The organism is Streptomyces sp. NRRL B-1140, from assembly GCF_001280065.1.
Classification (GTDB): Bacteria; Actinomycetota; Actinomycetes; order Streptomycetales; family Streptomycetaceae; genus Streptomyces.
Window position 1 is genome coordinate 79,802 of the sequence record NZ_LGEA01000080.1, and the last position, 25,010, is coordinate 104,811.

Annotated in this window: 23 protein-coding genes and 3 pseudogenes; 19 read left to right on the forward strand and 7 right to left on the reverse strand. The window is 70.1% G+C overall.

Translation table 11 applies throughout. From position 1 onward, the window contains the following. The first annotated feature begins 167 nt into the window (after window positions 1-167). The 3 genes from ADK65_RS09765 (at window position 168) to kstD (ending at window position 5,213) form a co-directional block, all read left to right on the forward strand. Window positions 168-2,087, forward strand: coding sequence for an AMP-dependent synthetase/ligase (locus ADK65_RS09765; protein WP_199825598.1), 1,920 nt, complete (start codon window positions 168-170; stop codon window positions 2,085-2,087). Window positions 2,088-2,195: 108 nt separating this feature from the next. Then, window positions 2,196-3,317 carry a sugar ABC transporter substrate-binding protein gene (locus ADK65_RS09770; protein WP_078955882.1) on the forward strand — a complete coding sequence of 374 codons (1,122 nt, stop codon included), beginning with the start codon at window positions 2,196-2,198 and terminating at the stop codon, window positions 3,315-3,317. A 123-nt stretch (window positions 3,318-3,440) separates the two neighbouring features. Further along, window positions 3,441-5,213 carry a 3-oxosteroid 1-dehydrogenase gene (gene kstD / locus ADK65_RS09775; protein WP_053669566.1) on the forward strand — a complete coding sequence of 591 codons (1,773 nt, stop codon included), beginning with the start codon at window positions 3,441-3,443 and terminating at the stop codon, window positions 5,211-5,213. 30 nt (window positions 5,214-5,243) lie between these two features. On the opposite strand, the gene ADK65_RS09780 is transcribed toward kstD, so the two are convergent. The 3 genes from ADK65_RS09780 to ADK65_RS09790 all read right to left on the reverse strand — a co-directional run bounded on the left by ADK65_RS09780 (window position 5,244) and on the right by ADK65_RS09790 (window position 6,492). Further along, complete coding sequence (locus ADK65_RS09780; protein ID WP_053669567.1) at window positions 5,244-5,918, reverse strand: class I SAM-dependent methyltransferase; 675 nt, start codon at window positions 5,916-5,918, stop codon at window positions 5,244-5,246. Beyond that, the gene (locus ADK65_RS09785) at window positions 5,915-6,178 is read right to left on the reverse strand and encodes a hypothetical protein (RefSeq protein WP_053669568.1); all 264 of its coding nucleotides are present in this window, start codon (window positions 6,176-6,178) and stop codon (window positions 5,915-5,917) included. Before ADK65_RS09785 ends, ADK65_RS09780 begins: the two co-directional genes overlap by 4 nt. A gap of 110 nt (window positions 6,179-6,288) precedes the next feature. Then, a complete protein-coding gene (locus ADK65_RS09790; RefSeq protein ID WP_004984723.1) occupies window positions 6,289-6,492 on the reverse strand; it encodes a cold-shock protein in 204 nt (67 codons plus the stop codon). 321 nt (window positions 6,493-6,813) lie between these two features. On the opposite strand from ADK65_RS09790, the gene ADK65_RS09795 reads away from it, so the two are divergent. The 3 genes from ADK65_RS09795 to ADK65_RS38470 all read left to right on the forward strand — a co-directional run bounded on the left by ADK65_RS09795 (window position 6,814) and on the right by ADK65_RS38470 (window position 10,750). Then, window positions 6,814-7,662: a menaquinone biosynthetic enzyme MqnA/MqnD family protein gene (locus ADK65_RS09795; RefSeq protein WP_053669569.1), complete on the forward strand. Its 849-nt coding sequence runs from the start codon at window positions 6,814-6,816 to the stop codon at window positions 7,660-7,662. A gap of 93 nt (window positions 7,663-7,755) precedes the next feature. Beyond that, a complete protein-coding gene (locus ADK65_RS09800; RefSeq protein ID WP_053669570.1) occupies window positions 7,756-9,462 on the forward strand; it encodes a serine/threonine-protein kinase in 1,707 nt (568 codons plus the stop codon). A gap of 373 nt (window positions 9,463-9,835) precedes the next feature. Continuing rightward, window positions 9,836-10,750: a hypothetical protein gene (locus ADK65_RS38470; RefSeq protein WP_159038752.1), complete on the forward strand. Its 915-nt coding sequence runs from the start codon at window positions 9,836-9,838 to the stop codon at window positions 10,748-10,750. Between the two features lie 35 nt (window positions 10,751-10,785). Here ADK65_RS38470 and ADK65_RS38475 read toward each other — a convergent pair whose 3' ends face one another. The 3 genes from ADK65_RS38475 to ADK65_RS09810 all read right to left on the reverse strand — a co-directional run bounded on the left by ADK65_RS38475 (window position 10,786) and on the right by ADK65_RS09810 (window position 12,954). Continuing rightward, window positions 10,786-11,778 carry a hypothetical protein gene (locus ADK65_RS38475; RefSeq protein ID WP_159038753.1) on the reverse strand — a complete coding sequence of 331 codons (993 nt, stop codon included), beginning with the start codon at window positions 11,776-11,778 and terminating at the stop codon, window positions 10,786-10,788. 6 nt (window positions 11,779-11,784) lie between these two features. Then, window positions 11,785-12,201: a hypothetical protein gene (locus ADK65_RS09805; protein WP_053669571.1), complete on the reverse strand. Its 417-nt coding sequence runs from the start codon at window positions 12,199-12,201 to the stop codon at window positions 11,785-11,787. A 309-nt stretch (window positions 12,202-12,510) separates the two neighbouring features. Continuing rightward, on the reverse strand, window positions 12,511-12,954 hold the full coding sequence (locus tag ADK65_RS09810) for a MarR family winged helix-turn-helix transcriptional regulator (protein ID WP_053669572.1): 444 nt from the start codon (window positions 12,952-12,954) through the stop codon (window positions 12,511-12,513). A gap of 144 nt (window positions 12,955-13,098) precedes the next feature. Between ADK65_RS09810 and ADK65_RS09815 the strand changes: the two genes are divergently transcribed. The 13 genes and pseudogenes from ADK65_RS09815 (at window position 13,099) to ADK65_RS09865 (ending at window position 23,767) form a co-directional block, all read left to right on the forward strand. Further along, complete coding sequence (locus tag ADK65_RS09815) at window positions 13,099-13,659, forward strand: quercetin 2,3-dioxygenase (protein ID WP_053669573.1); 561 nt, start codon at window positions 13,099-13,101, stop codon at window positions 13,657-13,659. Window positions 13,660-13,664: 5 nt separating this feature from the next. Then, entirely contained in the window at window positions 13,665-13,811 is a 147-nt protein-coding gene (locus ADK65_RS36955; protein ID WP_078955885.1) for a DUF1427 family protein, read from the forward strand. After that, window positions 13,808-14,107 (forward strand): DUF1427 family protein, encoded by a 300-nt coding sequence (locus tag ADK65_RS09820; RefSeq protein ID WP_053669574.1) that lies wholly within the window; start codon window positions 13,808-13,810, stop codon window positions 14,105-14,107. Before ADK65_RS36955 ends, ADK65_RS09820 begins: the two co-directional genes overlap by 4 nt. A 40-nt stretch (window positions 14,108-14,147) precedes the next feature. Continuing rightward, the gene (locus tag ADK65_RS09825; protein WP_053669575.1) at window positions 14,148-15,053 is read left to right on the forward strand and encodes an alpha/beta hydrolase; all 906 of its coding nucleotides are present in this window, start codon (window positions 14,148-14,150) and stop codon (window positions 15,051-15,053) included. A gap of 79 nt (window positions 15,054-15,132) precedes the next feature. After that, window positions 15,133-15,399, forward strand: a pseudogene (locus tag ADK65_RS09830) (phosphotransferase); the annotation flags it as partial. Between the two features lie 268 nt (window positions 15,400-15,667). Next, window positions 15,668-16,036 (forward strand): annotated as a pseudogene (locus ADK65_RS09835) (transposase); the annotation flags it as partial. Between the two features lie 259 nt (window positions 16,037-16,295). Further along, complete coding sequence (locus ADK65_RS09840; RefSeq protein ID WP_053669577.1) at window positions 16,296-18,692, forward strand: serine/threonine-protein kinase; 2,397 nt, start codon at window positions 16,296-16,298, stop codon at window positions 18,690-18,692. A 14-nt stretch (window positions 18,693-18,706) separates the two neighbouring features. Beyond that, window positions 18,707-18,933, forward strand: a pseudogene (locus tag ADK65_RS39180) (hypothetical protein); the annotation flags it as partial. Window positions 18,934-19,237: 304 nt separating this feature from the next. Continuing rightward, window positions 19,238-19,465 (forward strand): hypothetical protein, encoded by a 228-nt coding sequence (locus ADK65_RS09845; protein ID WP_053669578.1) that lies wholly within the window; start codon window positions 19,238-19,240, stop codon window positions 19,463-19,465. Between the two features lie 494 nt (window positions 19,466-19,959). After that, window positions 19,960-20,688, forward strand: a complete 729-nt coding sequence (locus tag ADK65_RS09850) for a prepilin peptidase (protein WP_053669579.1) — start codon at window positions 19,960-19,962, stop codon at window positions 20,686-20,688. Window positions 20,689-20,792: 104 nt separating this feature from the next. Next, a complete protein-coding gene (locus tag ADK65_RS09855) occupies window positions 20,793-21,782 on the forward strand; it encodes a CPBP family intramembrane glutamic endopeptidase (protein WP_078955886.1) in 990 nt (329 codons plus the stop codon). A 70-nt stretch (window positions 21,783-21,852) separates the two neighbouring features. Then, window positions 21,853-23,052, forward strand: coding sequence for a cyclic dehypoxanthinyl futalosine synthase (gene mqnC, locus ADK65_RS09860; protein WP_053669580.1), 1,200 nt, complete (start codon window positions 21,853-21,855; stop codon window positions 23,050-23,052). A gap of 7 nt (window positions 23,053-23,059) precedes the next feature. Continuing rightward, entirely contained in the window at window positions 23,060-23,767 is a 708-nt protein-coding gene (locus tag ADK65_RS09865; RefSeq protein ID WP_053669581.1) for an imidazolonepropionase-like domain-containing protein, read from the forward strand. Window positions 23,768-23,811: 44 nt separating this feature from the next. Here the strand turns inward: ADK65_RS09865 and ADK65_RS09870 are convergent, their stop codons facing one another. Further along, on the reverse strand, window positions 23,812-24,846 hold the full coding sequence (locus tag ADK65_RS09870) for a chitinase (protein ID WP_053669582.1): 1,035 nt from the start codon (window positions 24,844-24,846) through the stop codon (window positions 23,812-23,814). Window positions 24,847-25,010: the final 164 nt, after the last annotated feature.

The window sequence follows — 25,010 nt, forward strand, 5'->3', positions numbered from 1 at the left end:
CCGAACCCGCACAAAGCCGCCACGTGAGCGCCGTACGATCCCGTTCCTACCGTCAGTAACCCCTTAAGGGCCTCTCAGGGGGGATTGAGCCGGTTGAGCGCCTCGGCGTGCGAGGCACGTACGTCATGCAGCAAGCAGTCCTTCGCTGCACGCCCCAGGAGCCGCCCGTGTCCACTGCGTATCCCTCCTCCGCCTACGGCGACGCGTACGGCGGGCCGAGGCTCGTCGAGCCCGAGGTGCGGCGGCTGGACGGGGTCGTACGGGAGGCCTCCGTCCCGCCGCTGGCCCCGCCGTGGGCCCACGGGTCGCTCGCCGACCTGCCGTTCGACAACGCGAGCGCGCACCCGGACGCCATAGCGCTCAGCCGCAAGGACGCCGACGGCAACTGGAGCGACGTCACGGCGGCCCGGTTCGCCGACCAGGTGCGGGCCGTGGCCAAGGGCCTGATCGCCGAGGGCCTGATGCCGGGCGACCGGATCGCCGTGATGGCCCGCACCATCTACGAGTGGACCGTCCTGGACTTCGCCGCCTGGTCGGCCGGACTGGTCACCGTCCCCGTCTACCCCACCTCCTCCGTCTTCCAGATCCGCTGGATCCTCCAGGACTCCGGTGCGGTCGCCCTGGTCACCGAGACCGCCGCGCAGGCCGCCGCCCTCGGCCCCGAACGGGAGCGGCTGACCGACCTCCAGCACATGTGGGTCGTGGAGAAGGGCCATGTGAACCGCCTCGCGGAAGCCGGTGCGCACCTGCCCGACCAGGAGGTCGAAGTGCGGCGCGGCATGCTCGGCCCCGACACCCTCGCCACCCTCGTCTACACCTCGGGCACCACGGGACGCCCGAAGGGCTGCGCGCTCACGCACGGCAACTTCTTCGCCGAGGTCGACAACGCCATCGAGCTGCTCTACCCCGTCTTCCGGGCCAGGACCAGCGAAGAGGCGTCGGTGCTGCTGTTCCTGCCGATGTCCCACATCTTCGGCCGCATGGTGGCCGTCGCCTGCATCCGCGCCCGCGTCCGGCTCGGCCACGCGCCGAGCATCAAGGCCGACCGTCTGCTGCCGGACCTGGCCGGCTTCCGGCCGACCTGTCTGCTGGCCATCCCGTACATGCTGGAGAAGGTCTTCAACTCGGCCCGCGCCAAGGCCGAGGCGGGCGGCCGGGCCTCGTCGTTCGACCGCGCGGTGGCCGTCGCGCAGCGCTACGGAGAGGCCCTGGAGGCCCAGCAGACCGGCACCGGGCCCGGCCCCTCCCGCGCCCTCAGGACCGCCCGGGCCTTCTACGACCCCCTGGTCTACCGTCGCATCCGCAACGCCATGGGCGGCCGGGTCCGCTACGCCATCTGCGGCGGCTCCCCGCTCGGCCGCCGCCTCGCCGCGTTCTACGCCGGCGCCGGCATCGAGATCTTCGAGGGCTACGGCCTGACGGAGACCACCGGCGCGAGCACCGTCACCCCGCCCCTGAAACCCCGGCTCGGGACCGTCGGCTGGCCGCTGCCCGGCACCCGCGTCCGCATCGCCGCCGACGGGGAGATCCTGGTCGGCGGCGACCACGTGCTGCGCGGCTACTGGGACCCACAGGCCGGTGGCGTCGTCCCCGCCGCCCCCGACGGCTGGCTCGCCACCGGCGACCTCGGCGAACTGGACGACGAGGGCTACCTGACCATCACCGGCCGCAAGAAGGAACTGCTGATCACCGCGGGCGGCAAGTCCGTCGCCCCCGCCCCGCTGGAGAACTGGCTGCGCGCGCACCCGCTGATCTCCCAGTGCCTGGTCCTGGGCGACGGCCGGCCCTTCGTCTCGGCGCTGATCACCCTCGATGCGGAGGGCATCACCCACTGGCGCCAGATGAACGGCAAACACCCCGTACCGGCCGCTCTCCTCGTCGACGACGAGGAACTGCGCGCCGTTCTGCAACGTGCCGTCGACGAGGCCAACAAGCTGGTCTCCCGCCCGGAGTCCATCCGCCGCTTCGCCGTCCTCCCCGAGGACTTCACCGAGGAGGCGGGCCACCTCACCCCGTCGATGAAGCTCCGCAGGGAGGCCGTGCTGCGCGCGTTCGCCACGGAAGTGGAGGGGCTGTACGCCCGGTGATTCACCTTTGCGAGGTCTTCACACGTGGTTCTTGACGACGCACGGCGTCTGGCCGTTGGCTTTCGACCACCTCGTCACGATGCTCCCCCCCATCGGAAGGCACCACCAGTGATAGCGCGTAACACCCGTCAGGCCGCCGTGCGGCGCATCTCGATCGCCCTGACGGTCTCCGTGTCGGCCCTGTCCCTCACCGCCTGCGGCGACGGCGGGAGTGACGACGCCGCCGGCAAGAAGGGCAACGACATCACAGTGGGCCTGCTGCTGCCCGACCGGGACACGGCACGCTTCGAGAAGTTCGACTACCCGCTGATCAAGGAGGAGGTCGCCGAGCTCACGGAGAACAAGGGCACGGTCCGCTACGCCAACGCCGAGGCCAGCGTGACCAGACAGAGCGAGCAGTTCCAGAAGATGATCGCCGACAAGGTGGACGTCATCCTCGTCGACGCCCTGAACTCCAGGACCATCGCCCCGGACGTGAAGAAGGCCAAGGCCGCCGGCATCCCGGTCATCGCCTACGACCGGCTCGCCGAGGGCCCCATCGACGCCTACGTCTCCCACGACAACGAACTGGTCGGCCAGGTACAGGGCCGCGCCATCATGGGGGAACTCGGCGACAAGGCCGAGAAGAGCAAGGTCGTCATGATGAACGGCGACCCCGCGGACCCCAACACCGCACGCTTCAAGGACGGCGCGCTCAGCGAACTCCAGGGCCAGGTCGACATCGTCGCGCAGTACGACACCAAGGAGTGGAAGCCCGCGATCGCCGAGGCCAACATGAAGAAGGCGATCCGGAAGGTCGGGCTGAACAACATCGCCGCCGTCTACTCGGCCAACGACGGCATGGCGGGCGCCGTCATCGAGGCACTGAAGGAGGCCGGAGCCACCAAGATGCCGCCGGTCACCGGACAGGACGCCAACCTCGACGCGGTGCAGCGGGTCGTCTCCGGCGAGCAGTACATGACCGTGTACAAGTCCTTCCTGCTGGAGGCGACCAACGCCGCGAAGATCGCGGTGGCCAAGGTCCAGGGCCGGGACATCGAGTTCGCCGCGCTGACCCGGGACACGGTCGACAGCCCGACCCAGAAGCACATCCCGGCCATGCTGGTGCCGGTGGTCGCCCTCACCAAGGACAACATCAAGGAGACGGTGATCACCGACGGCGTGTACACCGTCAAGGACATCTGCACCTCCGCGTACAAGGCGGACTGCGCGGCCATCGGCCTGGAGTAGCGGACGCGACACGTGTGGCCGTCGGGCCGCGGAGGGCGGTGGGTGCCGCACGGGTCTTGACTTCGTGAGGGCCCCGCGCGACATTCCCCACCCCTGTCGCGTTCTCCTCGGGCTGGAGCGGCCATGACCACACCCACGCACACCCCGGGCACCGCCACAGCCCCGTCCCGGAGACGACTGCTGGCCGGGGCGGCCGGTGCCGGACTCGCGGTCGCCGCGGGAGTGCAACAAGGCGCCCGGGCGGCCGGCTTACCCCCGCTCGGCACGTACGACGTCGTCGTCATCGGCTCGGGCGCCGCCGGCATGACCGCGGCGCTGACGGCCGCCCGCCAGGGGCTGAGCTGCGTCGTCGTGGAGAAGGCGCCGACCTTCGGCGGCTCGGCCGCCCGCTCCGGTGCCGGGATCTGGATCCCCAACAACTCCGTGATCCTCGCGGCCGGGGTCCCGGACACCCCCGCGAAGGCCGCCTCCTACCTCGCCGCGGTCGTCGGGCCGGAGGTCCCCGCGGAGAGGCAGCGGGCCTTCCTGACCCACGGCCCTGCGACCCTCTCCTTCGTCATGGCCAACAGCCCCCTGCGGTTCCGCTGGATGGAGGGCTACAGCGACTACTACCCGGAACTGCCCGGAGGCCTGCCCGGCGGCCGCTCCATCGAGCCGGACCAGCTCGACGGCAACCTGCTGGGCGACGAGCTGGCGCACCTCAACCCGCCCTACATGGACGTGCCCGCCGGCATGGTCGTCTTCAGCGCCGACTACAAGTGGGTCGCCCTGGCCGCCGTCAACGCCCGGGGCGCGGCCGTCGCCGCCCAGTGCCTCGCGCGCGGCACGAAGGCGGCGACGCTCGGCCAGAAGCCCCTGACGATGGGCCAGGCGCTGGCCGCGGGCCTGCGGGCGGGCCTGCGCTCGACCGGGGTCCCGGTCTGGCTGAACACGCCGCTGACGGACCTGCACGTCGAGAACGGCAGGGTGACGGGCGCCGTCGTCACCCGCGACGGCGCCCCCGGACTGCTCCGCGCCCGCCGGGGCGTGATCGTCGGCTCCGGCGGCTTCGAGCACAACGCACCGATGCGGCAGCGCTTCCAGCGGCAGCCCATCGGCACCGAGTGGACCGTCGGCGCGAAGGAGAACACCGGCGACGGCATCCTGGCGGGGGAGCGGCTGGGCGCGGCACTCGACCTGATGGACGACGCCTGGTGGGGCCCGGCCATCCCGGTCCCCGGACAGCCCTACTTCTGCCTCGCCGAACGCACCCTGCCCGGCGGGCTGCTGGTGAACGGCGCGGGCCGGCGCTTCGTCAACGAGGCCGCGCCCTACAGCGACGTCGTGCACACCATGTACGACGCGGGCGAGGCGATCCCGTCCTGGCTGATCACCGACCAGAACTACCGCAACCGGTACCTCTTCAAGGACGTCCTGCCGACCCTGCCCTTCCCCGACACCTGGTACGACTCCGGGGCCGCGCACAAGGAGTGGACCCTGGACGCGCTGGCGGCCAAGATCGGCGTCCCGGCGGCGGCCCTGCGCACCAGCGTCAACCGCTTCAACGCCCAGGCGCTCCAGGGCGAGGACCCCGACTTCCACCGGGGCGACAGCGCCTACGACCACTACTACACGGACCCGTCGGTCCGTCCCAACTCCTGTCTGTCGCCCCTCTGGCTCCCTCCGTACCACGCCTTCCGCATCGTCCCCGGCGACCTCGGCACCAAGGGCGGCCTCCGCACGGACGCCCGGGCCCGGGTGCTGCGGGAGGACGGCTCGGTGATCCCGGGCCTGTACGCGGCGGGCAACGCGAGCGCGGCGGTGATGGGCCACAGCTACGCGGGCGCGGGCTCGACGATCGGCCCGGCGATGACGTTCGGGTACATCGCGGCGAAGGATGCCGCCGGGGTGCTCTGAGTCGCGGACACGACCTGGGCGCCGGGCTGCCTACACCGCCCGCTTACGGGCCACCAGGCTCGCCTGGGCGACCGGCTCGCCCCGCGCCTCGTCCGGCTCCCTCACCGTCGTGGCGCGGACGGTGAAGCCGGCGCTCTCCAGCAGGGCGGTGACCTGCTCCGGCCGGCGCCTGAGGAAGGTCAGGGACACCGGGTGGCCGAAGGCCTCCTCGTAGCGGCGGGGCTCGTCACCGCACTGGAAGCCGAGGAGCAGATGGCCGCCGGGGCGCAGGACGCGGTGGAAACCGGCGAAGAGGGCGGGCAGGTGCTCCTCGGGCGTGTGGATGATCGAGTACCAGGACACGACACCGTCGAGCGAGCCGGCCGGCAGGTCCGGCTCCAGCATCGAGCCCTGCACGAACCGCAGGCCCGGGTGCTCGCGGCGGGCGATCGTGAGCATCGACTCCGACAGGTCGAGCCCGAACACCGACAGCCCCCGGGACGCCAGGTACGCCGTCACCCGCCCGGGCCCGCACCCCAGGTCCGCGACCTCGCCGCCCTCGCCCACCAGCTCCGCGAAGCCGTACAGCACGCCCCGGTCCAGGGGCGCTCCCGGGCGCAGGTCACCGAAGTGGACGGCGTACTCCTCGGCGACGGTGTCGTAGAAGGTGCGGGTCTCGGTCACGAAGTCGGGGGCGTCGTTCACAGGCTCGGCGGCGTCGGTCATGGCCGGAGACCCTGGCGCGAGCCGCCGTCTCCCCGGCCCTCACCCGACCGGCCGTCCGCCTGCTTCGGGCCGGGGCGGCCCGCGCTCGCGCCGATCACCGTGCCGAGACCGATGCCCAGGGCGAGGTTGTCGAGGACGGTCATGCCCAGCACGAGACCCAGGGCCGTGCCCAGGGACAGGCCGACCGACAGGCCTGTGACCGGTGCCTTGCCGACGGGGGCGTCGCCGGTCTCCCCGCTGTTCTCCTGATCTTTCCGCATCCGCTCATCGTCCCATGGCCAGAATTCGCCGGGAATTCATGGAGCGGAAGGGGCCCGGAAAGGGCAGGAGCCCCGTCGCCTTGCGGCGCGGGGCTCCTTGGGTACTGCAATCAGACCGGCGTGACGTTCTCAGCCTGCGGGCCCTTCGGACCCTGCGTGACGTCGAAAGACACCTGCTGGTTCTCCTCGAGCGACCGGAATCCGGTCGCGTTGATCGCGGAGTAGTGGACGAAGACGTCGGGGCCGCCGCCCTCCTGGGCGATGAAACCAAAGCCCTTTTCGGCGTTGAACCACTTAACGGTTCCGGTAGCCATAAGCCCTCCTTGGGCCCAAAAGGGTTGCCCTGCTCCAGAACCAGCAAGTGTGAAGATGAATTCCGCACAAGTGCATATGTCTGAGAATGACGAGAGCCCGCGGTCACATGCTCCGCAGGCTCTGTACTGCAAGGGAAACCAAACTGCAACTTGCGACGAGCCTAGCACGCAGGCCCCGGAATGCAATAGGGGTCAAGATCACGTCACCCGAATGTTTGAACATCGCTCCGCCGACTGGCGCAGGGGGCGCCGGAGGCGGGCCCAGACCCCGACGGCGGGGTCGCGCGCCGGTCCGTACGCCGTGAGGGCTAGCCTCACGATGTGGACAATCCTCGCACCCGGCCGCGCGTCGGCCACATCCAGTTCCTGAACTGCCTGCCCTTGTACTGGGGGCTCGCGAGAACGGGCACGCTCCTCGACTTCGAGCTCTCCAAGGACACCCCCGAGAAGCTCAGCGAGAAGCTGGTGCAAGGCGAACTCGACATCGGTCCGATCACCCTCGTCGAGTTTCTCCGGCACGCCGACGATCTGGTCGCCTTCCCCGACATCGCCGTCGGCTGCGACGGCCCGGTCATGTCCTGCGTGATCGTCTCGCAGGTCCCGCTGGACCGTCTCGACGGCGCCCGCGTCGCCCTCGGGTCGACCTCCCGCACCTCCGTCCGCCTCGCCCAGCTGCTCCTCGCCGAGCGCTACGGCGTCCGGCCGGACTACTACACCTGCCCGCCCGACCTCAGCCTGATGATGCAGGAGGCCGACGCCGCCGTCCTCATCGGCGACGCGGCACTGCGCGCGAACATGCTCGACGGACCGCGCTTCGGCCTGGAGGTGCACGACCTCGGCGCGCTGTGGAAGGAGTGGACGGGCCTGCCGTTCGTCTTCGCGGTCTGGGCGGCCCGCCGCGACTACCTGGAGCGGGAGCCGGTCATCACCCGCCGGGTGCACGAGGCCTTCCTCGACTCCCGCAACCTCTCCCTCGAGGAGGTCGGCAAGGTCGCCGAGCAGGCCGCCCGCTGGGAGGCCTTCGACGAGCAGACCCTGGCCCGCTACTTCACCACCCTCGACTTCCGCTTCGGCGACCCGCAGCTGGCCGCGGTCGCCGAGTTCGCACGCCGGGTCGGCCCGACGACCGGTTTCCCGGCGGACGTGAAGGTGGACCTGCTCCAGCCGTGAGCCGGGCGGTGCTCCCGCACTACTCTGCTGAGGAGCGCAGGCGCACCGGGACCGGGGACGTCCCCGCTTGCCTCCGGGGGAGGGGTGACGCCCATGCGGCCGCTCGACGTCGACGAACCCACCGTCGTGGGGCCCTACCGGCTGCTGGGCCGGCTGGGCTCCGGCGGCATGGGCCGGGTCTACCTGGGCCGCAGTGCCGGTGGCCGCACGGTCGCCGTGAAGATCGTCCATCCGCACTTCGCCCTGGACGAGGAGTTCCGGGTTCGTTTCCGGCGCGAGGTCGAGGCCGCGCGCCGGGTGGGCGGCGCCTGGACGGCACCCGTCCTCGACGCCGACCCGGAGGCGCGGGTGCCGTGGGTGGCGACGGCGTACGCGGCCGGACCGTCGCTGTCGGCCGCGATCGCCGACGGCGGGCCCCTGCCGGCCCACACCGTGCGGGCCCTCGGAGCGGGACTCGCCGAGGCGCTGGCGGCGGTGCACGAGCTGGGGCTGGTGCACCGGGACGTGAAACCGTCGAACGTCCTGCTGACCCTGGACGGCCCCCTGCTGATCGACTTCGGTATCGCGCGGGCCACGGACGGCACGGCGTCCCTCACCTCCACCGGCGTGTCCATCGGCTCGCCCGGCTACATGTCGCCCGAGCAGATCCTGGGCAAGGGCGTCACGGGCGCGGCCGACGTCTTCTCCCTGGGCGCGGTCCTCGCGTACGCGGCGACCGGCGAACCGCCCTTCCCCGGCGACTCCTCCGCCGCCCTGCTCTACAAGGTCGTCCACGAGGAGCCGGAGCTCGGTCTGCTGGACGGTGAGCTGCGGCGCCTGACGGCGGCCTGCCTCGCGAAGGACCCGGACACCCGCCCCGCCCCCGCGGAGCTGGCCCGCCGCCTGGCCCCCGAGGGCGCCGCCCGGCTGGTGACGGGCGGGTGGCTGCCCGGGGCGCTGGTGGAGCAGGTGAGCCGCAGCGCCGTGCGCTTGCTGAACCTGGAGGTGACGGGGGCGGGAGCCGGGGCGGCGGGCCTCTCCGGGCCGGTCGAATTCAGCAGCCCGTCGGTGACGGCCCCGGAAGCGACCGGAGGCGAGGGGCCGGGCGTCTTCGGGCCACCACCGGTGATGTCACCGCCCGTGCCGGGGGCACAGACCCCTGCCCCCGCCGCCGTACCCGAGCCCCGGGACGGCGACCACCTCCAGGACACCCGACCCGCCGCCGGGCGGCGGCCCGGCAAGGTCACCGTCTCCGTCGCGGCGACCTCCACGCCGGAGGGCGGCGGGCGGGTACGGAGGCTCAGCTGCTCCGTGGCCCTGGCGGTCGCGGGGGCCATCGCGGCCGTGACGATCGGATCGGTGTTCGTGTTCGACCTGCTGCCGGAGCGGGGCGGCGACCACGACGACGCCGGTTCCGGCAGCCGCTCCGCCTCCCCCCCGGCCGCGGACGCGAGTTCCGCCCCGTCGGGTGCGGTGCCCGCCGCGTACCTCGGCACCTGGGAGGGCCAGGGCGTCGCCCTCGACGGCGGGCTCCCCCTCGGCACGTTCCGCGTCACGGTCGAACAGGCAGCTGTGGGCGAGGAGTTGGGCAAGGTCCGCCAGACCGACCCGATCGGCGGGGTCTGCGTCGACGTACTCACCCTGAAGCAGGTGACGAAGAAGGAGCTCGTCGCGACGTCGGTCGGAGCGACGACCAACCACAGCGGCTGCAATCCCGCGAAGACGACCGTGCACCTCAAGCCGGTGGGGGACGACCTGCAGTACCGGTCGGAGAGCGAGGAGTCGGGGCGGCCGCAGGCCCGGATGTCGAAGGTCCGGTAGGGACTGCCCCGCGGCTGAGCTTGACGAGCAGGAGGATCAGCAGCGCGGCCGCGCCGAGGGTGGTCATGAGGCCGACGACCCACAGCCACGGGTAGCGCACGTGCACCCGACAGGAACCGCCCTCGCTGAGCAGTCACCGTCCCTCCGCTTGAACGTACGGCTGCGGGACGGCGGACGCCCTGGCCTGTGCTCACCGGAAGGCGGGCCCGGCAGCCTTCCTCCGCTTCGGCTTCGCCGCGGTTCCGCTCACGGCCCCTGGCCCGGGTGTTTCAGCTCCTTGGAGTCCGCAGGTTAATAGCGCCGCCGGCGGAACCAGCCTGACTGCGTTCAGCGTCAATCGCTACGACCCGGCCCAGTCATCGAGGAGCCCGACATGGCGAGTATCCGCAGGTCTCTCTCTTTCACAGTTGCGGTGGGCCTGCCCTTCCTCGTCTTAATAGGAGGGGCGATCGCGTACATGTGGGCCGGATCTACCGCCGGTCAGGTCGACGGTGTAAAGGTCGCCTACGTTTCTGGCTCTGCTAACGTGCGAACCTGCCCGAGACTTTCATGCAAGCCGAGCGCGACATACAAAGAAGGGCAACAGGTAGTCGTCACGAAGAAGGTGTCCGGACAATCAATCAGTAGCAACAGGCGCTGGATAGAAATTCAATATGGCGACGAGAGGCGCTACATCCATGAATCATTCATCATGCCGCAGAGTGTGTCGACGTTTAACAATTTCTGGTTTCTCTTCTCCGTTCTCGGCATGGTCCCTTTGGTTGGATTGACTGCCCTAACTCAAAACCCCGGAAATGTGGGCCGGTGGGCGGTACTCAATCCGCGGAATTTCGATACATTTCTCTTCGGTGGCGTACTTGTTGTTGGGCTGATTTGTGGCATTATTGGTTTCATCTACAGTCAACTAGCCCAAGATGACGCCCTTTCCTTCATCGGTTCCGCCTTCGCTAACGTGGGATCCGGGTTGGTCGGAGCGGCGGTCACGTTCGTCTTGTTCCAGAGCCTGTTGTCTGCTCGTGGAGCTGGGGCAAGTCAGGTTGACGATGTCAAGGCGGATGTGATTACCCTCAGGGGTGAGGTGTCGAATATTCGCGACGAGATTGCGACGGCAGCCACAGCTAGTACGGACAGTACATCGACTCTTCTAGCGAATATGCAAGCGAGTCTGTTGCATGAGAATGAACTGCTCAGATCCGCGCTTAATCAGGCGATAGATCGACAGTCGGACCTGCTCGCGTCACGACTGCCCGAGCCGCCCACAACCAGGGGATGCGGTCCCGGTGAGTGATCCACAACCTATCGTTCCGGACGCCATCAGGCTAGTTAAGTTCCAGAGTCGACCGAGAGTCCAGAGATTGGCGACGCAGCTGGCAAGCGGTCATGCAGGTTCGCCAGCTTCTGAAGCAGGTAGCGAGCAACTGAGGGAACCCTTTCTCGCTTAGGCTTTGCAAGCTGTTCCGTCAGGCGATAAATGAGCGATTCAATTTCATTCACCCTCACGCCTTGACCATCTCCACTCAGGCCCTCCGTTTTCCGGATAGCGACTAGCGCCAGCGCAAGACAGCGCGCCAAGCCGTCGGATTTGCCGCTCTCTTCGAATGAGGAGCACATAACTAGCGTGTTCCGAATCGCCAGGCGGAGAACCACACCAAACGCAACGTCATGATGGCTCCTGGCGATCCTCACAGAATACTCCGCTGACATGAAGACAAAGGCAGGCAATACGGGGAAGAGAGTACGCGCTTCATCCCAGACAGGGAACATAGCATCCAGCGCTAGGCGACTTACCACGACCGGATCTGATTCAGAACCGCGAACACTCACAGCGACTTCTTCTAGATTCTCCAGAAAACGGTAAGTCCACATCGCCGCCTGAAGGCCAGGATAAAAGGAGTCCATCCCCCAGCGATCTAATACCACTTCAAGGCGACCGCGCTCATAGCGCCAATCATGGACCGAGAGCCCATTACTGCCGAAAGCGTTGAGAGCACTCCTCTCACGCAGCGCCCGAGCTCCCTGCGGCGGGTCGCTCTCATCAAGGAAGCTCGCAAGTTCCGGCATCTCGGCCCGAAGGGCCATCAATGCACAGTCGAACCCCACCATGAATGCGTACGCTCGCTCAATTCCATCAGCAAGATCCTCCACCGCAGTCGTGTCCTCGCCGACACAAATTAGCTCGCGATCTTCATCCCATTCGAAGTCTTCGTGAGCGGCCCCGTTTCTGACAGCTGGCAGTATCGCCTGTGCTGCATCCTGAAGGACCGGATGCCCATCAGCAACTAGCCTGCGCGTTTCACTTGCCACGGTGTCAACCAACTGAGACTACGTCCTGGCGATCTCCTGCCGGAGCTGATGGGTGAAGCGGCGCAGGAGATCCTCCGTTTCCCTGTGCTCGGCCCTGCGATCGTCCCTGCCCTCGCTGGGCCGGGAGCTCCAGACCCGACCCACGAGAGCATCGGCAAGATCGACGGTGTCGTCGGCACACAGTAGATAGAGGGCTGACCGGGCTTCCTGCATCCGGCCCGCCAGTTCATTGGCCCCAGTGCCGTCGTCGCTCAGCCGTGTTTCCCGAAGGTAGTCGATGAGCTGGACCACGGCGGTGTTGAAGCCGACCCCGGCTTTCAGCTTCTGTTCGCGCAGCCACATGCGGTCCTGCCGGCGCGCAGTGAACCAAGACCCGAACACGGCCCCTATGAGGCCGAGACAAGCACCGATGGCCACGGACAGGATGTTCTCCACGTCAGCTCCCCCCGACACACAGCTGACGGCAGGCTACAGAAGCCATCAAGCACCCAACTCGATGGGTGTCTATTCGAATCTGAGCCGGGCGAACTCCACCGGGAGACTTCGAAAACAGTCAGGCACTGACGACGGGCAGTTCACCCTCACGGCCCGGGTCCCTCCGGGCACCGAGGCGGAGATACGTCTTCCGGGAGCCGACACCGTGGCTGCGGGACCGGGCGCACACACCTACACGATCGACATGTGCCATGAGGACAGCTGACGTGCGGGTGTGTGAGGGTGTGCGCGCCGCTCGGGGTCCGGACGTCAGGGCGCCTCGACCAGGGGCGGTTCACCCCAGGAGGTGGCCAGCGCCTGCCGCAACGCACCGACGGCGTCGGTGCCGATGCGTTCGGCCAGTACGCCTTCGATCACTGCGAGCGCGGCCTGGGCCCGGTGGTGGACGCGGATGCCTTCGCCGGTCGGGCGGACCAGGCGGCTGCGGGCGGAGGCGGGGTCGGGGATCTGCTCCAGCAGCCCCATGCCGATCAGTCCGTGCACGGCCTGGTGGACGGTCTGCCGGGTGACGCCCATCCGCCGGGCGAGCTCGGAGATCGTGCTGCTCTGCTCGTCCAAGGCGGCGAAGACGGCCGCCTGGGCGACGGTCACCGCCTGCTCCCCCCCGGCCTCCATGCTGGCCAGCAACGCGTCGTCGAACCACCGCTTGGCCGCGGTGAACAGCTGGGGCAGGTTCGGCGCGGGCGTGGTCATGGCTCCTCAACAGGACGGGATGCCGAGCATAGTGCCCGCAGCCCCGGCCCGGCCCGGCCAGAACCTCTGCGCCGCAGAGGGGTTTCCCCATCGTGAACGTCAGGTAGCCTTACATTTATTCGCGTCGTCGCACCGGAGGTTTCCATGACCATCGAGTTCGCCACCCGCTACCGGTCCCGCTCGCGTATCCCCGCCGAGCCGGGCAAGCCCTACTTCATCGAGAAGGGCATGGGCGACCGCGCCCACCTCTTCACCGACCTGGTCACCGTCTACGCCGGCGGCGAGCAGACCGAGAACACCTTCAACTTCTTCACCGTCGAAGGCCCCAAGGGCGACCTTGTCCCCGCCCACTCCCACGCCGACACCCACGAGATCTTCTACGTCACCGACGGCGCCGTCCGGATCTTCATCGAGGACCTCCGGGGCGAGCAGCAGGAAAATCTCCTCACCGCGGGCGACTTCGGATTCGTACCGAAGAACTGCCCGCACGCCTACCGCATCGAGCGCCACCACAGCCGGATGGTCGGCGTCGCCGCCGGCCCGGGCAAGACGTTCGAGCGGTTCTTCGAGAGCCTCGGCACACCCACCGAGGAACTGGGCCTGCCGAAGCAGCCGTACATACCCGAGCCGCACAAGTTCGGCTCCGTCCCGCGCGAGCACGACGTACGGTTCCTGCCCGACCACCAGTGGCGCACCGGGAACTGACCGCGATGCCGTACGTCCACGCGCTGCTGGCCGGGGCCCTGGTCGGCGCCCTGTACGCGGCGCTGCGCGTCAAGGCCCCCGCTCCCCCACCCGTCGCGCTGGCCGGCCTGCTCGGCACCCTGGTCGGGCAAACCGTCCTGGGGAAATTGTGAGCGGCGCGGCCCGCGCTCGCCTGGTCGCGTCCGGCCGACGCGTCCTGGTCTCCTTCGCCGCGGGGCTGGCCATGGGCGCCCTCTACTGGATCTGGGACCTGAGGGCACCCGCGCCGGCCCTATTGGGGCTCACCGGCCTGCTGGGCATCGGCCTCGGCGAGCGCGCGGCCACGGCGCTCGGCGCGCGGATCGCCCTGCACCGCGCTCCTCCGCCGCCGCCCCGAGCCCCGCACCCGGCCGACGCCCCGGCGACGGCTCCCGGCTGCACCTGCGTGCCGTCGTCCACACCTCGCTGATCCGCACGACGCCCCGCCGTCTCGTCCGGAAAGAACCCTCATGCCGCTGCCGCCCAAGCTCGCCGCCCTGCTCGCCCCGCCCGCCCCCGCCCACCTGCCGCTGCCGCCCGCCGCGCATCCCGCCCCGGGCACACGGCTGTTGCGCGGCGCCGTCTACGCCGCCCCCGATGGCATCCGCCCACTCGAACTGGACCTGTGGCTGCCCGAGTACCCGCACGATCCACTGCCGGTCATCGTCTACATCCACGGCGGCGGCTGGAGGACGGGCACCCGCACGGAGATGGGACCGCGCTTCCGCTCCTGGCAGCTCAGCCCCTTCGCCCGGCTCGCCCAGGCTGGATTCGCCGTCGCCAGCCTCGACTACCGGCTCACCGGCGAGGCCGTCTACCCCGCCCAGTTGGAGGACGTCACCGCCGCCGTGGCCTGGCTCGACGCCCGCGCCGAGGGCCTCGGCCTGGACACCGACCGGACCGTCACCTGGGGCGAATCCGCCGGGGCCCATCTGGCCGCCCTGCTGGCCCTCACCACCCCGGTGCGCGGCTGCGTCACTTGGTACGGCCCCACCGACCTGACGACCCTGCCCGCCCAGTCCCGGCCCGGCGCCTACGACGCCGACAGCCCCACGACGCGCGAGGCGCTGCTGATCGGAGCGCCCGTGGCCACGGCTCCCGACCGGGCCCGTGCGGCCAGCCCGGTCACCCATGTCACCGCCGACGCCCCACCGTTCCTCATCCTGCACGGCACCGACGACTGCCTCATCCCGCTCGCGCAGGGCCTGCAACTCACCGCCGCCCTGCGCGAGGCAGGCGCCCAGGTCGACTTCCGCCCCGTCCCCGGCGCCGACCACGCATGGGCCGGCCTGCTCGACCAGGACGTCGAACGGTGCTTCAGCGCGTCGCTGGACTTCACCCGCGCGGTCAGCGCGGGGTCGCCCACACCTGCCTGACATCTGTGGGCGGCCGAAAAACTCGGTAGATTCGGACGCGGGCGTACAACCACTGGCTGTCACCGAGTTGAACTGGTCTGCCCTGGGGAAGCCTGGGGCGGGCTACCCCGTGCCTTGGTCGGTCCAGACCTGGCTGCCGGGAACGGTCGCCTCGGATGCCGACCCGAGCGGGGCGGACGCCTTCGCCGAGGACCTCACGGCCTTCATCGCAGCGCTGCGCACCGCCGAGACGCGGAGGCGGCATTTCAGCGACGGAGGTCTTGGCGGCGATCTCCCTCACCACGACGACTGGATGGCGCAGTGCTTCGAGGAGAGCGAAGGGCCGCTCGACGTACCCCGGCTGCGCTAAGAGGGCATTTGATCTAGGCGTATTGCCCTGTATGCCCTAGCCTGCGCGTTTCACTTGCCACGGTGTCCGGATCTTGAGCGGGAACGCGAAAGTGCCTTCTGAGCTGGGACGATGCGGCTTGTCTAAGGTCTCCGTCATCACAGCAGGAAGGCATTTTCTGCGTGCACATCACCCCCTCACGCCCCAAGCTCGTCGTCTCGTCCGACGGGCGCGGAGTGGTCAACCACGCTGGGTCCCGCCTGCTGGCCGATCTCGCCGATGCCACGGCGAAGGCCCATTGCAGCATCTGGAAGTCCGCCACCGGGCGCACGCCCGCGTCGAGGACCGCATCCGGGGCGGCAAGACCACCGGCTTCGGCCGCTTCCCCTCCCGCCACTTCGCGATCAACCAAGCGTGGCTGGAGTTGTCCCTGACCGCCCTTGACCTGCTCGCCTGAATGCGCACTCTACTGCTGGACGGCGAACTGGCCAGTGCCGAGCCCAAGAAGCTCCGCTACCGGCTGCTGCACGCAGCCGCCCGCATCACCCGCGGTGGTCGCCGCCTGCACCTGCGGATCTCCGCGACCTGGTCCTGGCGAATCGAGCTGACCAACGCATTCACCCGCCTCACGGCCCTGCCACGGCCCGCCACCTGAAGCCCGGCACCGCCCCTGCCCATCCACGACCCGAGGAACCCTGGAGAACCCGACCCGCGCGTCGGGCCCCGGCCATGCCCACCCGGCCACGACCAACCGAAACCACCGGTTCACCGCGATCCGGCCAGCTCAACCACGCGAAGTGAAACGGGGAGGCTAGCCCTCCACCCTGTTCAGGCGCTCACTACTGTGTCTGCGATAGCGAACACCATCAGACGCGACTGACGCACCAGCGGTGCGAACGCCGGGAAGGCCCACCATGGAGACACTGCAGCCGGACGATCCAGTGGAGTTGGGCCCTTACCGGCTCCTGCGAAGACTCGGTGTCGGCGGCATGGGCCGCGTGTACCTCGCCCGTTCGCCCGGTGGCCGCACCGTCGCAGTGAAGGTCGTACGTCCGGATCTCGCCGCGGACGGTGACTTCCGCGACCGCTTCCGGCACGAAGTCGAGATAGCCAAGGCGGTCTCCGGCCGTTTCACCGCCCCGGTCGTGGACGCCGACCCGGAGGCGTCGCTGCCCTGGCTGGCGACGTCGTACGTGCTCGGCCCGGACCTCACGGACGTGGTCGCCGCCCACGGCGCGCTGCCGGAGCGCACCGTCCGGGCGCTAGCCGCCGGCCTCGCCGCTGCCCTCCAGGAGGTGCACGCGGCCGGACTGATCCACCGCGACATGAAGCCGTCGAACGTCCTGCTGGCGGCGGACGGTCCGCGCGTCATCGACTTCGGAATCGCGCGGGCCGTGGACGGCAACCGTATGACACAGACGGGAGTTGTGGTCGGCTCTCCCGGCTACATGTCACCGGAGCAGGCGCTGGGCGAGAACATCGGCACGGCGAGCGATGTCTTCTCGCTGGGCGCAGTACTCGCGTTCGCCGCGACCGGCCGGGGCACTTTCGGCCACGGAACCGCCTCGCACGCCTCGTTGCTGTATCAGGTCGTGCACGGTGAACCCGACGTCGAGGGCGTACCGCAGCAACTCCTGGGCCTCGTCCGCGCATGCCTCGCGAAGGACCCGGCGCAACGGCCGGCACCGGCCGAGATCGTGGCGGCGCTCGCCCCGCAGGGGGTCGAGAGCGTCCTCAGCGACTGGCTGCCGTCGGCGGTGGCGTCGACGATCGCCACGCATGCGGCCGGCATCCTCGACCTGGAAGCACCGCAGCAGCCGCAGCCCACGGCCGCCCCGTCCTTTGGGCCGGCACCGGTGATGACGGCCGGCACACCGCAGCCACCGGGCACACCGGCCCCGGGTTACGGGTATCCGCAGGCCCCGGGATTCGGCGGCGCCCCCGCGGCTGCCGCCCCGGGAACGCCGGCCCCCGGTTACGCCACACCGCCCGGAGGCCTTCCCACCCCCGGGTACGGGACGCCCCCGTCCGGCCACGGTGCTCAAGGACACCCCGGCGCGCCAGGGTCGGCCTCCACGGTTGCCACCACCTCCACCGCCCCCTCCCGCCGCCGTGTCCTCGGTCTCGCGCTCGGTGGTGGTGCCGCCGTGGCGCTGGCGGGCGGCGGCACCGCCTGGTGGCTCGGCCGGAACGGAGACACCCCGGACGGGGCGTCCGGCCCGAACGGCGCCGGTTCCGCCCAGCCTGTCGAGGAGAACTTCACCACTCCGCCGGCGGGAGTCGCCCCCCAACCCCTGTGGCACGAGACTGCGGCTGAGGACAGCACCAGCACCGACGTACCGCTCCTCATCCATGACGGCCTGCTCCTGATCAGCGGCGATCCACTGGTGGCGTACGACGTGAAGACCAGTGAAGCCCGCTGGTCGAAGCCCGACGTCTGCGCCCCCGGCTCCCCGCTTCTGTTCCACGACGGCAAGGTGTTCCTCACCGACAGCGGCGCCGAGGGAGTCCTCGTCGCGCGCGACGTGAAGACCGGCGACGAGGTGTGGCGCAGCCGTCTCGGCAAGAAACTCGGCATCGAGAGCACCATCGCCATCGACGACAAGAACGTGTACGTGACGGCGACCGACTACGCGCAGGCCAAGAGCGCCACCGACTACCGCACCGCCATCGCCGCAATCAGCCACAGCACCGGAAAGAAGGTGTGGTTGCAGCACCGCGACTGGGGCACGAGGGACTACGACGTCCAGGGCACCGTCTCCGGCAAGTACCTCGTCTACGCGGACTCCAACCACAACCTCACCGTGCGCGACACCGCGACCGGCGACCAGTTGTGGACCCAGAAGATCGGCGACGACTGGGCCTGGCGGCCCACGGTCGCGAACGGCCTCGTCTTCATGCCTGGTGAGAAACTGACAGCGGTCGACGCGGAGACCGGCCGCACCCGCTGGACGCTCTCCCCCGCGGGGCGCCGCGGCTTCAACAATCCGGCCGTCATCGACGGTGTGCTCTACGTCAGCGACTACGACCACGGCATCTGGGCCGTCGACGTCAAGACGCACCGGCGGATCTGGCTCTGCGAGGACCAGAACCGCGGCGGGCCGGGGGTGTTCGTGAGGGTCGGTACGACGCTGTACTGCGCCGCCGGGCCCCTGTCAGGAGGCGTCATAGCCCTTGAGGCCAAAACCGGCACAGTGCGCTGGACCTGGACGGACGACAAGGACTCCGGCGCCCCGTGGCAGATTGCCACGGCAGGAAACCGACTGCTGGTGACGAACGGGCCGGAGATCTACGCGGTGCCGGCGGTGTGACGCCGGGGCGCTGCGGTGCGATGCCGGTGAACGCAGAGAACTGCAACGCCCGCGTGAAGGCGTTCGCCCGCGAGATGGACATGACGGGCGCGGACATCGGCGCGACCCGCTGCGCGGCTGCGAGCGCCCAGCGGGTCGAGGTCGAGGTGCAGCTGAACCTCCACGGTCTTCACGGGCGATGTTCTACGGTGGTGCCGTGCTGGTGCACGGCCAGGCGGTGGCGGAGAACAAGGTCTGCTGAGCCGACCCTGAACATCCCGCGAATCTGCACACCGTTCACTGTGAGGCCGAGGTGGAGCGGGGAAGCAGCGGGGCCCGGACCGTTTTCCGCGCTGCGGACCGCATTTCGGTATCGCGAAACGGCAAAAGGTGTGAAGGTCGTGAGGTCCCAGGTAACTGGAATGGTCACAGCCATGAAAATGTCTTCTGCCCTCCGTCCGCTATCCCATCCACGGATTGGGCACTGACTGGCCGCCCCTACTCCGGCGTGCTTTGATCGGTCGCGCTCGAGCAATTGCTGAATGAAACGAAGGGAACCGCCCCCCATGGCCTTCACCCCGCAGATCGAGACCGTCCAGATGTCCGACGCCGAGCTGGACACCATCTCCGGCGGTCAAGCGGGCGTTGCCGCGGGTGCCGGCGCCGCAGCCGGTCTCTACGTCGAGACAACTGCCGCGGGCCTCACCACCGGTGTCGGCGGCGGCGTGGGCCTCGCTGTCTCGCCGCAGGGCATCGAGGCGGACCTCCACCTCAACGCGGCCGTCTCTCACTGACGAACGCATGGAAGAGGCCCCGGGGCTGCCCCGGGGCCTCTTCGCGTCTGTCGGACAGGGATCCCGGCCTTCCAGACCCCGGTGGAGCAGGCCGGGGGGAGTTCGACGTGGGCGACTGAGAACGAGTAGCGCTCGCGAAGAATGATGATCGTCAAGCTTGGTCGCAGGATCCCCGTGGCCACAAGGGCACATCGGACGGCAGTGACTTCCTCACTGCTGCCCTTCGACGGCCTCAGTACGAGTCCATAAGATCTCTGTAGGCTCAGCTCACCCCCACCCCACACCCCAGGCCGCTCCACTCCACACACCCTCAGGACACCCGCCATGCCGCGACGCTGCACCTCAAGCTCGTCAAGCTCGACGGGAGCGACAGGAGCCACGCGGATCGCCACCGACCTCTTCGGCCGCAGCGGGGCCCGGGGGCTGCCGCCGCGCACCGAGGCACTGCTCGACGAGCTGCTTCCGACGTGGCGTGACGCGATCGCCGCGGCGGGATGAGCACCGGGCTGCTGGTCCTCGTCGCCGCGCTGTGGGGTGCGGCGGCGGGAGCGCTGCTGCCGCGCGCGGCCTACCGGTTCTCGGCGCCGTCGGGGGAGGCGTGGCACGAGGAGTGCCCCGGCGGGCACCCCGTCAGGGGCTGGCTGGGGCGGGCGGCCTGCCCGGAGTGCGCGGAGTCCGGATACGGGCCGCGTACGACGCCCCTCACGATCGCCACCGCCCTGGTCTGCGCGGTCCTCGCCGCCGCCACCGACACCCGCCCCGAGCTCGGGGTCTGGCTGCTGCTCGCCCCGGTCGGCGTGCTGCTCACGGTCGTCGACTTCCGGGTACGGCGCCTGCCCGACCCGCTCACCCTCCCCTTCGCCGCGACCGCCCTGGCCCTGCTCGGCCTCACCGCCCTCGTCCCCGAACACGCGGGCCACTGGACGACCGCCCTGCTCGGCTCCCTCGCCCTGGGCGGCGGCTACTTCGTCCTGTTCCTCATCAATCCCGCGGGCATGGGCTTCGGCGACGTCAAACTCGCCCTCGGCGCCGGCGCGGTCCTCGGCTGGTACGGCTGGCCGACGGTCATGCTCGGCACGTTCGCCGGTTTCCTCCTGGGCGCGCTGTACGGCGCGGCCCTGGTGATCATCCGCCGGGCCACCCGCAAAACAGCCATCCCCTTCGGCCCGTTCCTGATCGCGGGCGCGTTCCTGGGCCTTCTGGTGGGGGCGTACACGGCCTGACCGCAGGGTCCGGGGCGTACCAGGTGATCCGGCACGCCGAGACGCCTCCGAGAGCCCGCCGAACGCCCGTGATCCGCCGCACCGGCGCTGTCATGATGCTGATCATGACAAACACACCTTCTTACCCCGCCTACCCGTCCCCGCCCCCCGCCGGGCCGTTCCCGGACCCCGCCCCCCATCCGTACCACCGCCTGGACCGCACCACAGGACGCCACCGCTGGTGGCGGCCGCCGGCCGGGACGTTGCTGCTTGCCTTCGCCTATTTCGTGATCCTGCTCGTGCTGCTGGCCTTCTCCTACGCGCTCGGCACGGCGCTCGGTGCCCCGGAACTGCCCGACGGCGGTGCCAACTTGGGGCCGCTAGGGAACACCGCGATGGATCTCGTGGCCATCGCGACAGCCCTCCCCCTGGTACTGCTGGCCACGTTGTGGCCGGCGAGACGGGCCGCCGGGACCGTCACGTCGGTCACCGGGCGGCTGCGGATCGGCTGGCTCGGGTGGTGTCTGCTGGCCGGGATGCCGCCCCTCCTCCTGCTCACGGGGATCTCCTTCTTCCTGCCGGGCGGCTCGGACGAGTCCGACACCTTTGTGGGCTGGCGCTCTTTCCTCGCGGCCCTGGCCGTGCTGGCCGTCCTCGTCCCGCTCCAGGCCGCGGCCGAGGAGTACGTCTTCCGCGGCTGGCTGCTCCAGGCGGTCGGGGCGTTCGTGCGCTCCCCGTGGCTCGCCGTGATCCCGCAGGCCGTACTGTTCGCCGCGGCCCACGGCTGGGGCACCCGGTGGGGCTTCCTCGGGCTGGCGGTGAACGGTCTGGTGATGGGTCTGCTCACGATCCGCACCGGCGGACTGGAAGCGGCCATCGTCCTGCACGTCCTGAACAACCTGCTGGCCTTCGGCGTCTCCGCCGCGCTCGTCGGCGGCCTGTCGTCGGACGAGACCGCGGCCGACGCGCCCTGGCCGCTGGCCCTCACCGCCATGGCCACCGATCTGCTCTACGCCGCGCTCGTCCTGTGGCTCGCCCGGCGCCGCGAGCCGCAGCGCCTCTCGACGCCGCGGACCCCGCCCGCCCGCTACGGTCACGCCACCCCCACGGCCTGACGTCCGGCCCACCGAAGCCCTGGCGTACGCTGGGCTGGTCCGTCCACAACCCTTACGAAAGGGACGCCCGGTGACCGAGAAGGCCGACCTTCAGCCCATCCTCGACCGTGCAGCCGCCGGTGGCCGGATCACCCCGGACGAGGCACTCGTGCTGTACCGGGACGCCCCGCTGCACGCCCTGGGCGCCGCCGCCGACGCCGTACGCCGCCGCCGGTACGCCGGGACCGAGCACATCGCGACGTACATCATCGAGCGCAACATCAACTACACGAACGTCTGCGTGACGGCGTGCCGCTTCTGCGCCTTCTACGCCGCGCCCAAGGACACCGACAAGGGCTGGACGCGCGACCTCGACGACATCCTGCGCCGCTGCGCGGAGACCGTCGAGCTGGGCGGTACGCAGATCATGTTCCAGGGCGGGCACCACCCGGACTACGGCGTCGAGTACTACGAGAAGCACTTCGCGGCGATCAAGAAGGAATTCCCGCAACTGGTCATCCACAGCCTGGGGGCGTCCGAGGTCGAGCACATGGCTCGGATCTCCAAGGTGAGCGTGGAGGAGGCCATCCAGCGCATCCACGCCGCGGGCCTCGACTCCTTCGCGGGAGCCGGCGCCGAGCTGCTGCCCGAGCGGCCCCGCAAGGCCATCGCCCCGCTGAAGGAGTCGGGCGAGCGCTGGCTGGAGATCATGGAGATCGCCCACAACCTGGGCGTGGAGTCCACCTCCACCATGCTCATGGGCACCGGCGAGACCAACGCCGAGCGCATCGAGCACCTGCGGATGATCCGGGACGTACAGGACCGCACGGGCGGCTTCCGCGCCTTCATCCCGTACACCTACCAGCCGGAGAACAACCACCTGAAGGGCCGCACGCAGGCGACGCTCTTCGAGTACCTGCGCATGATCGCCATCGCGCGGCTGTTCATGGACAACATCGCCCACATCCAGGGCTCCTGGCTGACCACGGGCAAGGAGGTCGGCCAGCTCTCCCTGCACTACGGCGCCGACGACCTCGGCTCGATCATGCTGGAGGAGAACGTGGTGTCGTCGGCTGGTGCCAAGCACCGGTCCAACCGGATGGAGATCATCGATCTGATCCGGAAGGCGGGCCGGGTGCCCGCCCAGCGCGCCACCACCTACGAGCACCTCGTCGTCCACGAGGACCCGGCGAACGACCCGGTCGACGACCGCGTGGTCTCGCACATCTCCTCCACGGCCATCGCGGGCGGCACGGCTCACCCCGAGCTGAAGCTGCTGGCCCCCAACTGACCCCACCGTGCTGACGATCCACGCCGCCCCGCTGCTCCTCCCGGCGGGCGCGGCACCCGGCACGGACGCACCCGGCGCCGACACACGCGGCACGGGCACCGCCGTCGTGGACGGCGCCGTGCTGGTGGACGGCGACCGGATCGCGGCTTTCGGGCCGTACGAGGAGCTCGCCGAACAGGCACCGGGCGCGCGCGTGCGGCGCTGGCCGGGCGTGCTCACCCCCGGTCTGCGCCAGTGGCACCCGCTGTGGCTGCTGCGCCACTGCTACCACCCCGACCCGCGCGAAGCCGACGAGCTGGGCGAAGAACCCCTGTGGGGCGAGAAGTTGGCCGCTCTGGGTGATCTCACCGAGACCCGCTGGTCGGGCAGCGTACGGCGCGGAGTGCAGCGGATGCTGCGGTACGGCACGACGGCCGTCGCCTCGCCCGGCGCCCGCTTCCGCGATCCGCTGGTGGCCACGGCGGTCGCCCGGTCCGGGCTGACCGTCGTCGGGACCACGGGGGCTCCCGGCACACTCCTCGGTGAGCGGCCCGGCCTCGACCCGTTCACCGAGGGGTACGACCTGCACGGCACGGTCGACGCCCCGCTGTCCGTCGGCGGCCGGGCCGACCTGGCCGTGTTCGACGTACCCGACGAGACGGCCCTGCGCGAGCGCGGCGCGGTGACCTGCGTGGCGACCGTGCTGGCCGGCCGCCTGGTGTACCGGGCCCGCTGACCCCGAGCCCGCTTACCCCGAGCCCGCTGACCCCGGAGCCGGTCTCAGCCGGTGAACGCTTCCGCGAACGCCCCCGGTTTCTGTGCCACTCCGCTGCAGTCGGTCGCCGCCTTCCCCGCCCTCGCCGACTCGGTGCCGTGCGCGCACTGCCGGTCCCGGGCCGTGGACCACATCGACACCCAGGCGATGCCCTTCTCCTCGGCGAACGCGCGGACCTCGGCGGCGTCCGCGAGTGTGAACGTCTCGCCCTCGACGTCGTTGACGCCGATCATCGAGGTGAGCGCCATGCCCCGCCAGGTGCTCGCGTCCGGGGTCTTGAAGGTCTTCTGCAGCTGGGTGTGCGCGGCCTCGGCGGCGGTGAGGGCGTAGTCGCCCATGTCACCGTCGTACGACGAGCCGTAGTTCATCGTCATGAGGTTGACGGTGGAGACCCGCACGGCATGGGAGTTGGCGGACGCAAGGAGCGCCAGGCTGTCCTTGCCGAGGCCCTTGGGCATCACCGGCAGGGTGAACGAGACCTGCAGTCCGGGCCGTTCCTCCTGCAACCGCGCGATCGCCTTCGAACGCCGCGCGATGGACGCGGAGTCGCCCAGCTCGTCGCCCTCGATGTCGAAGTCGGCCAGGGGCGTACCGGCCGCGTCGAGCGCCTTGCCGTAGGCCGTGGCCAGTTCCGGCACGCTGTCGCAGCTCGCCGCGAGTTCCCTGCCGTGGGCGCCGCCGAAGGAGACCCGGACCCGGCCGCCGCCCTCCTCGAGTTTCGCGATGCGGGACGTGATCCCGGGGTCACCGATGGCGTGGGAGCCGTCCCAGCTGGGGACGCAGTCGTCACCGTCGGCTATGACGAACGCCAGGTTGTACGTCGTGGGGGAACCGGCCGCATCGGTGGGGGCGGCTTTTCCGGCGCTGACGTAGGGGGCGTACGAGGTGCCGCTCCCGGTGCGGGCCGGGGTGCCGGGCGCCGCCGTGACGGAGGGGACCGTTCGGGCCTGGCCGTCCTGGCCGTCCTGGCCCGCACAGCCCGTGGCGGCCAGGGTGATCAGGCACCCGATCCCGGCGGCCGGCCACCGCAGACTCCTCATGACCGTGCGCTCCGGTTCTCGTGAGACTCCAGGGGGCGAGGACCCATACGTTTCCCGGACGCAAACGTCTCACGGCGGCCGGCGCTCATGACACGTTCCGCGGGTGTCGCATCACCGGGCCTGCCCTCGACGACGGCGCGGCAGCGGCCGCGGCTCCCGCCCTG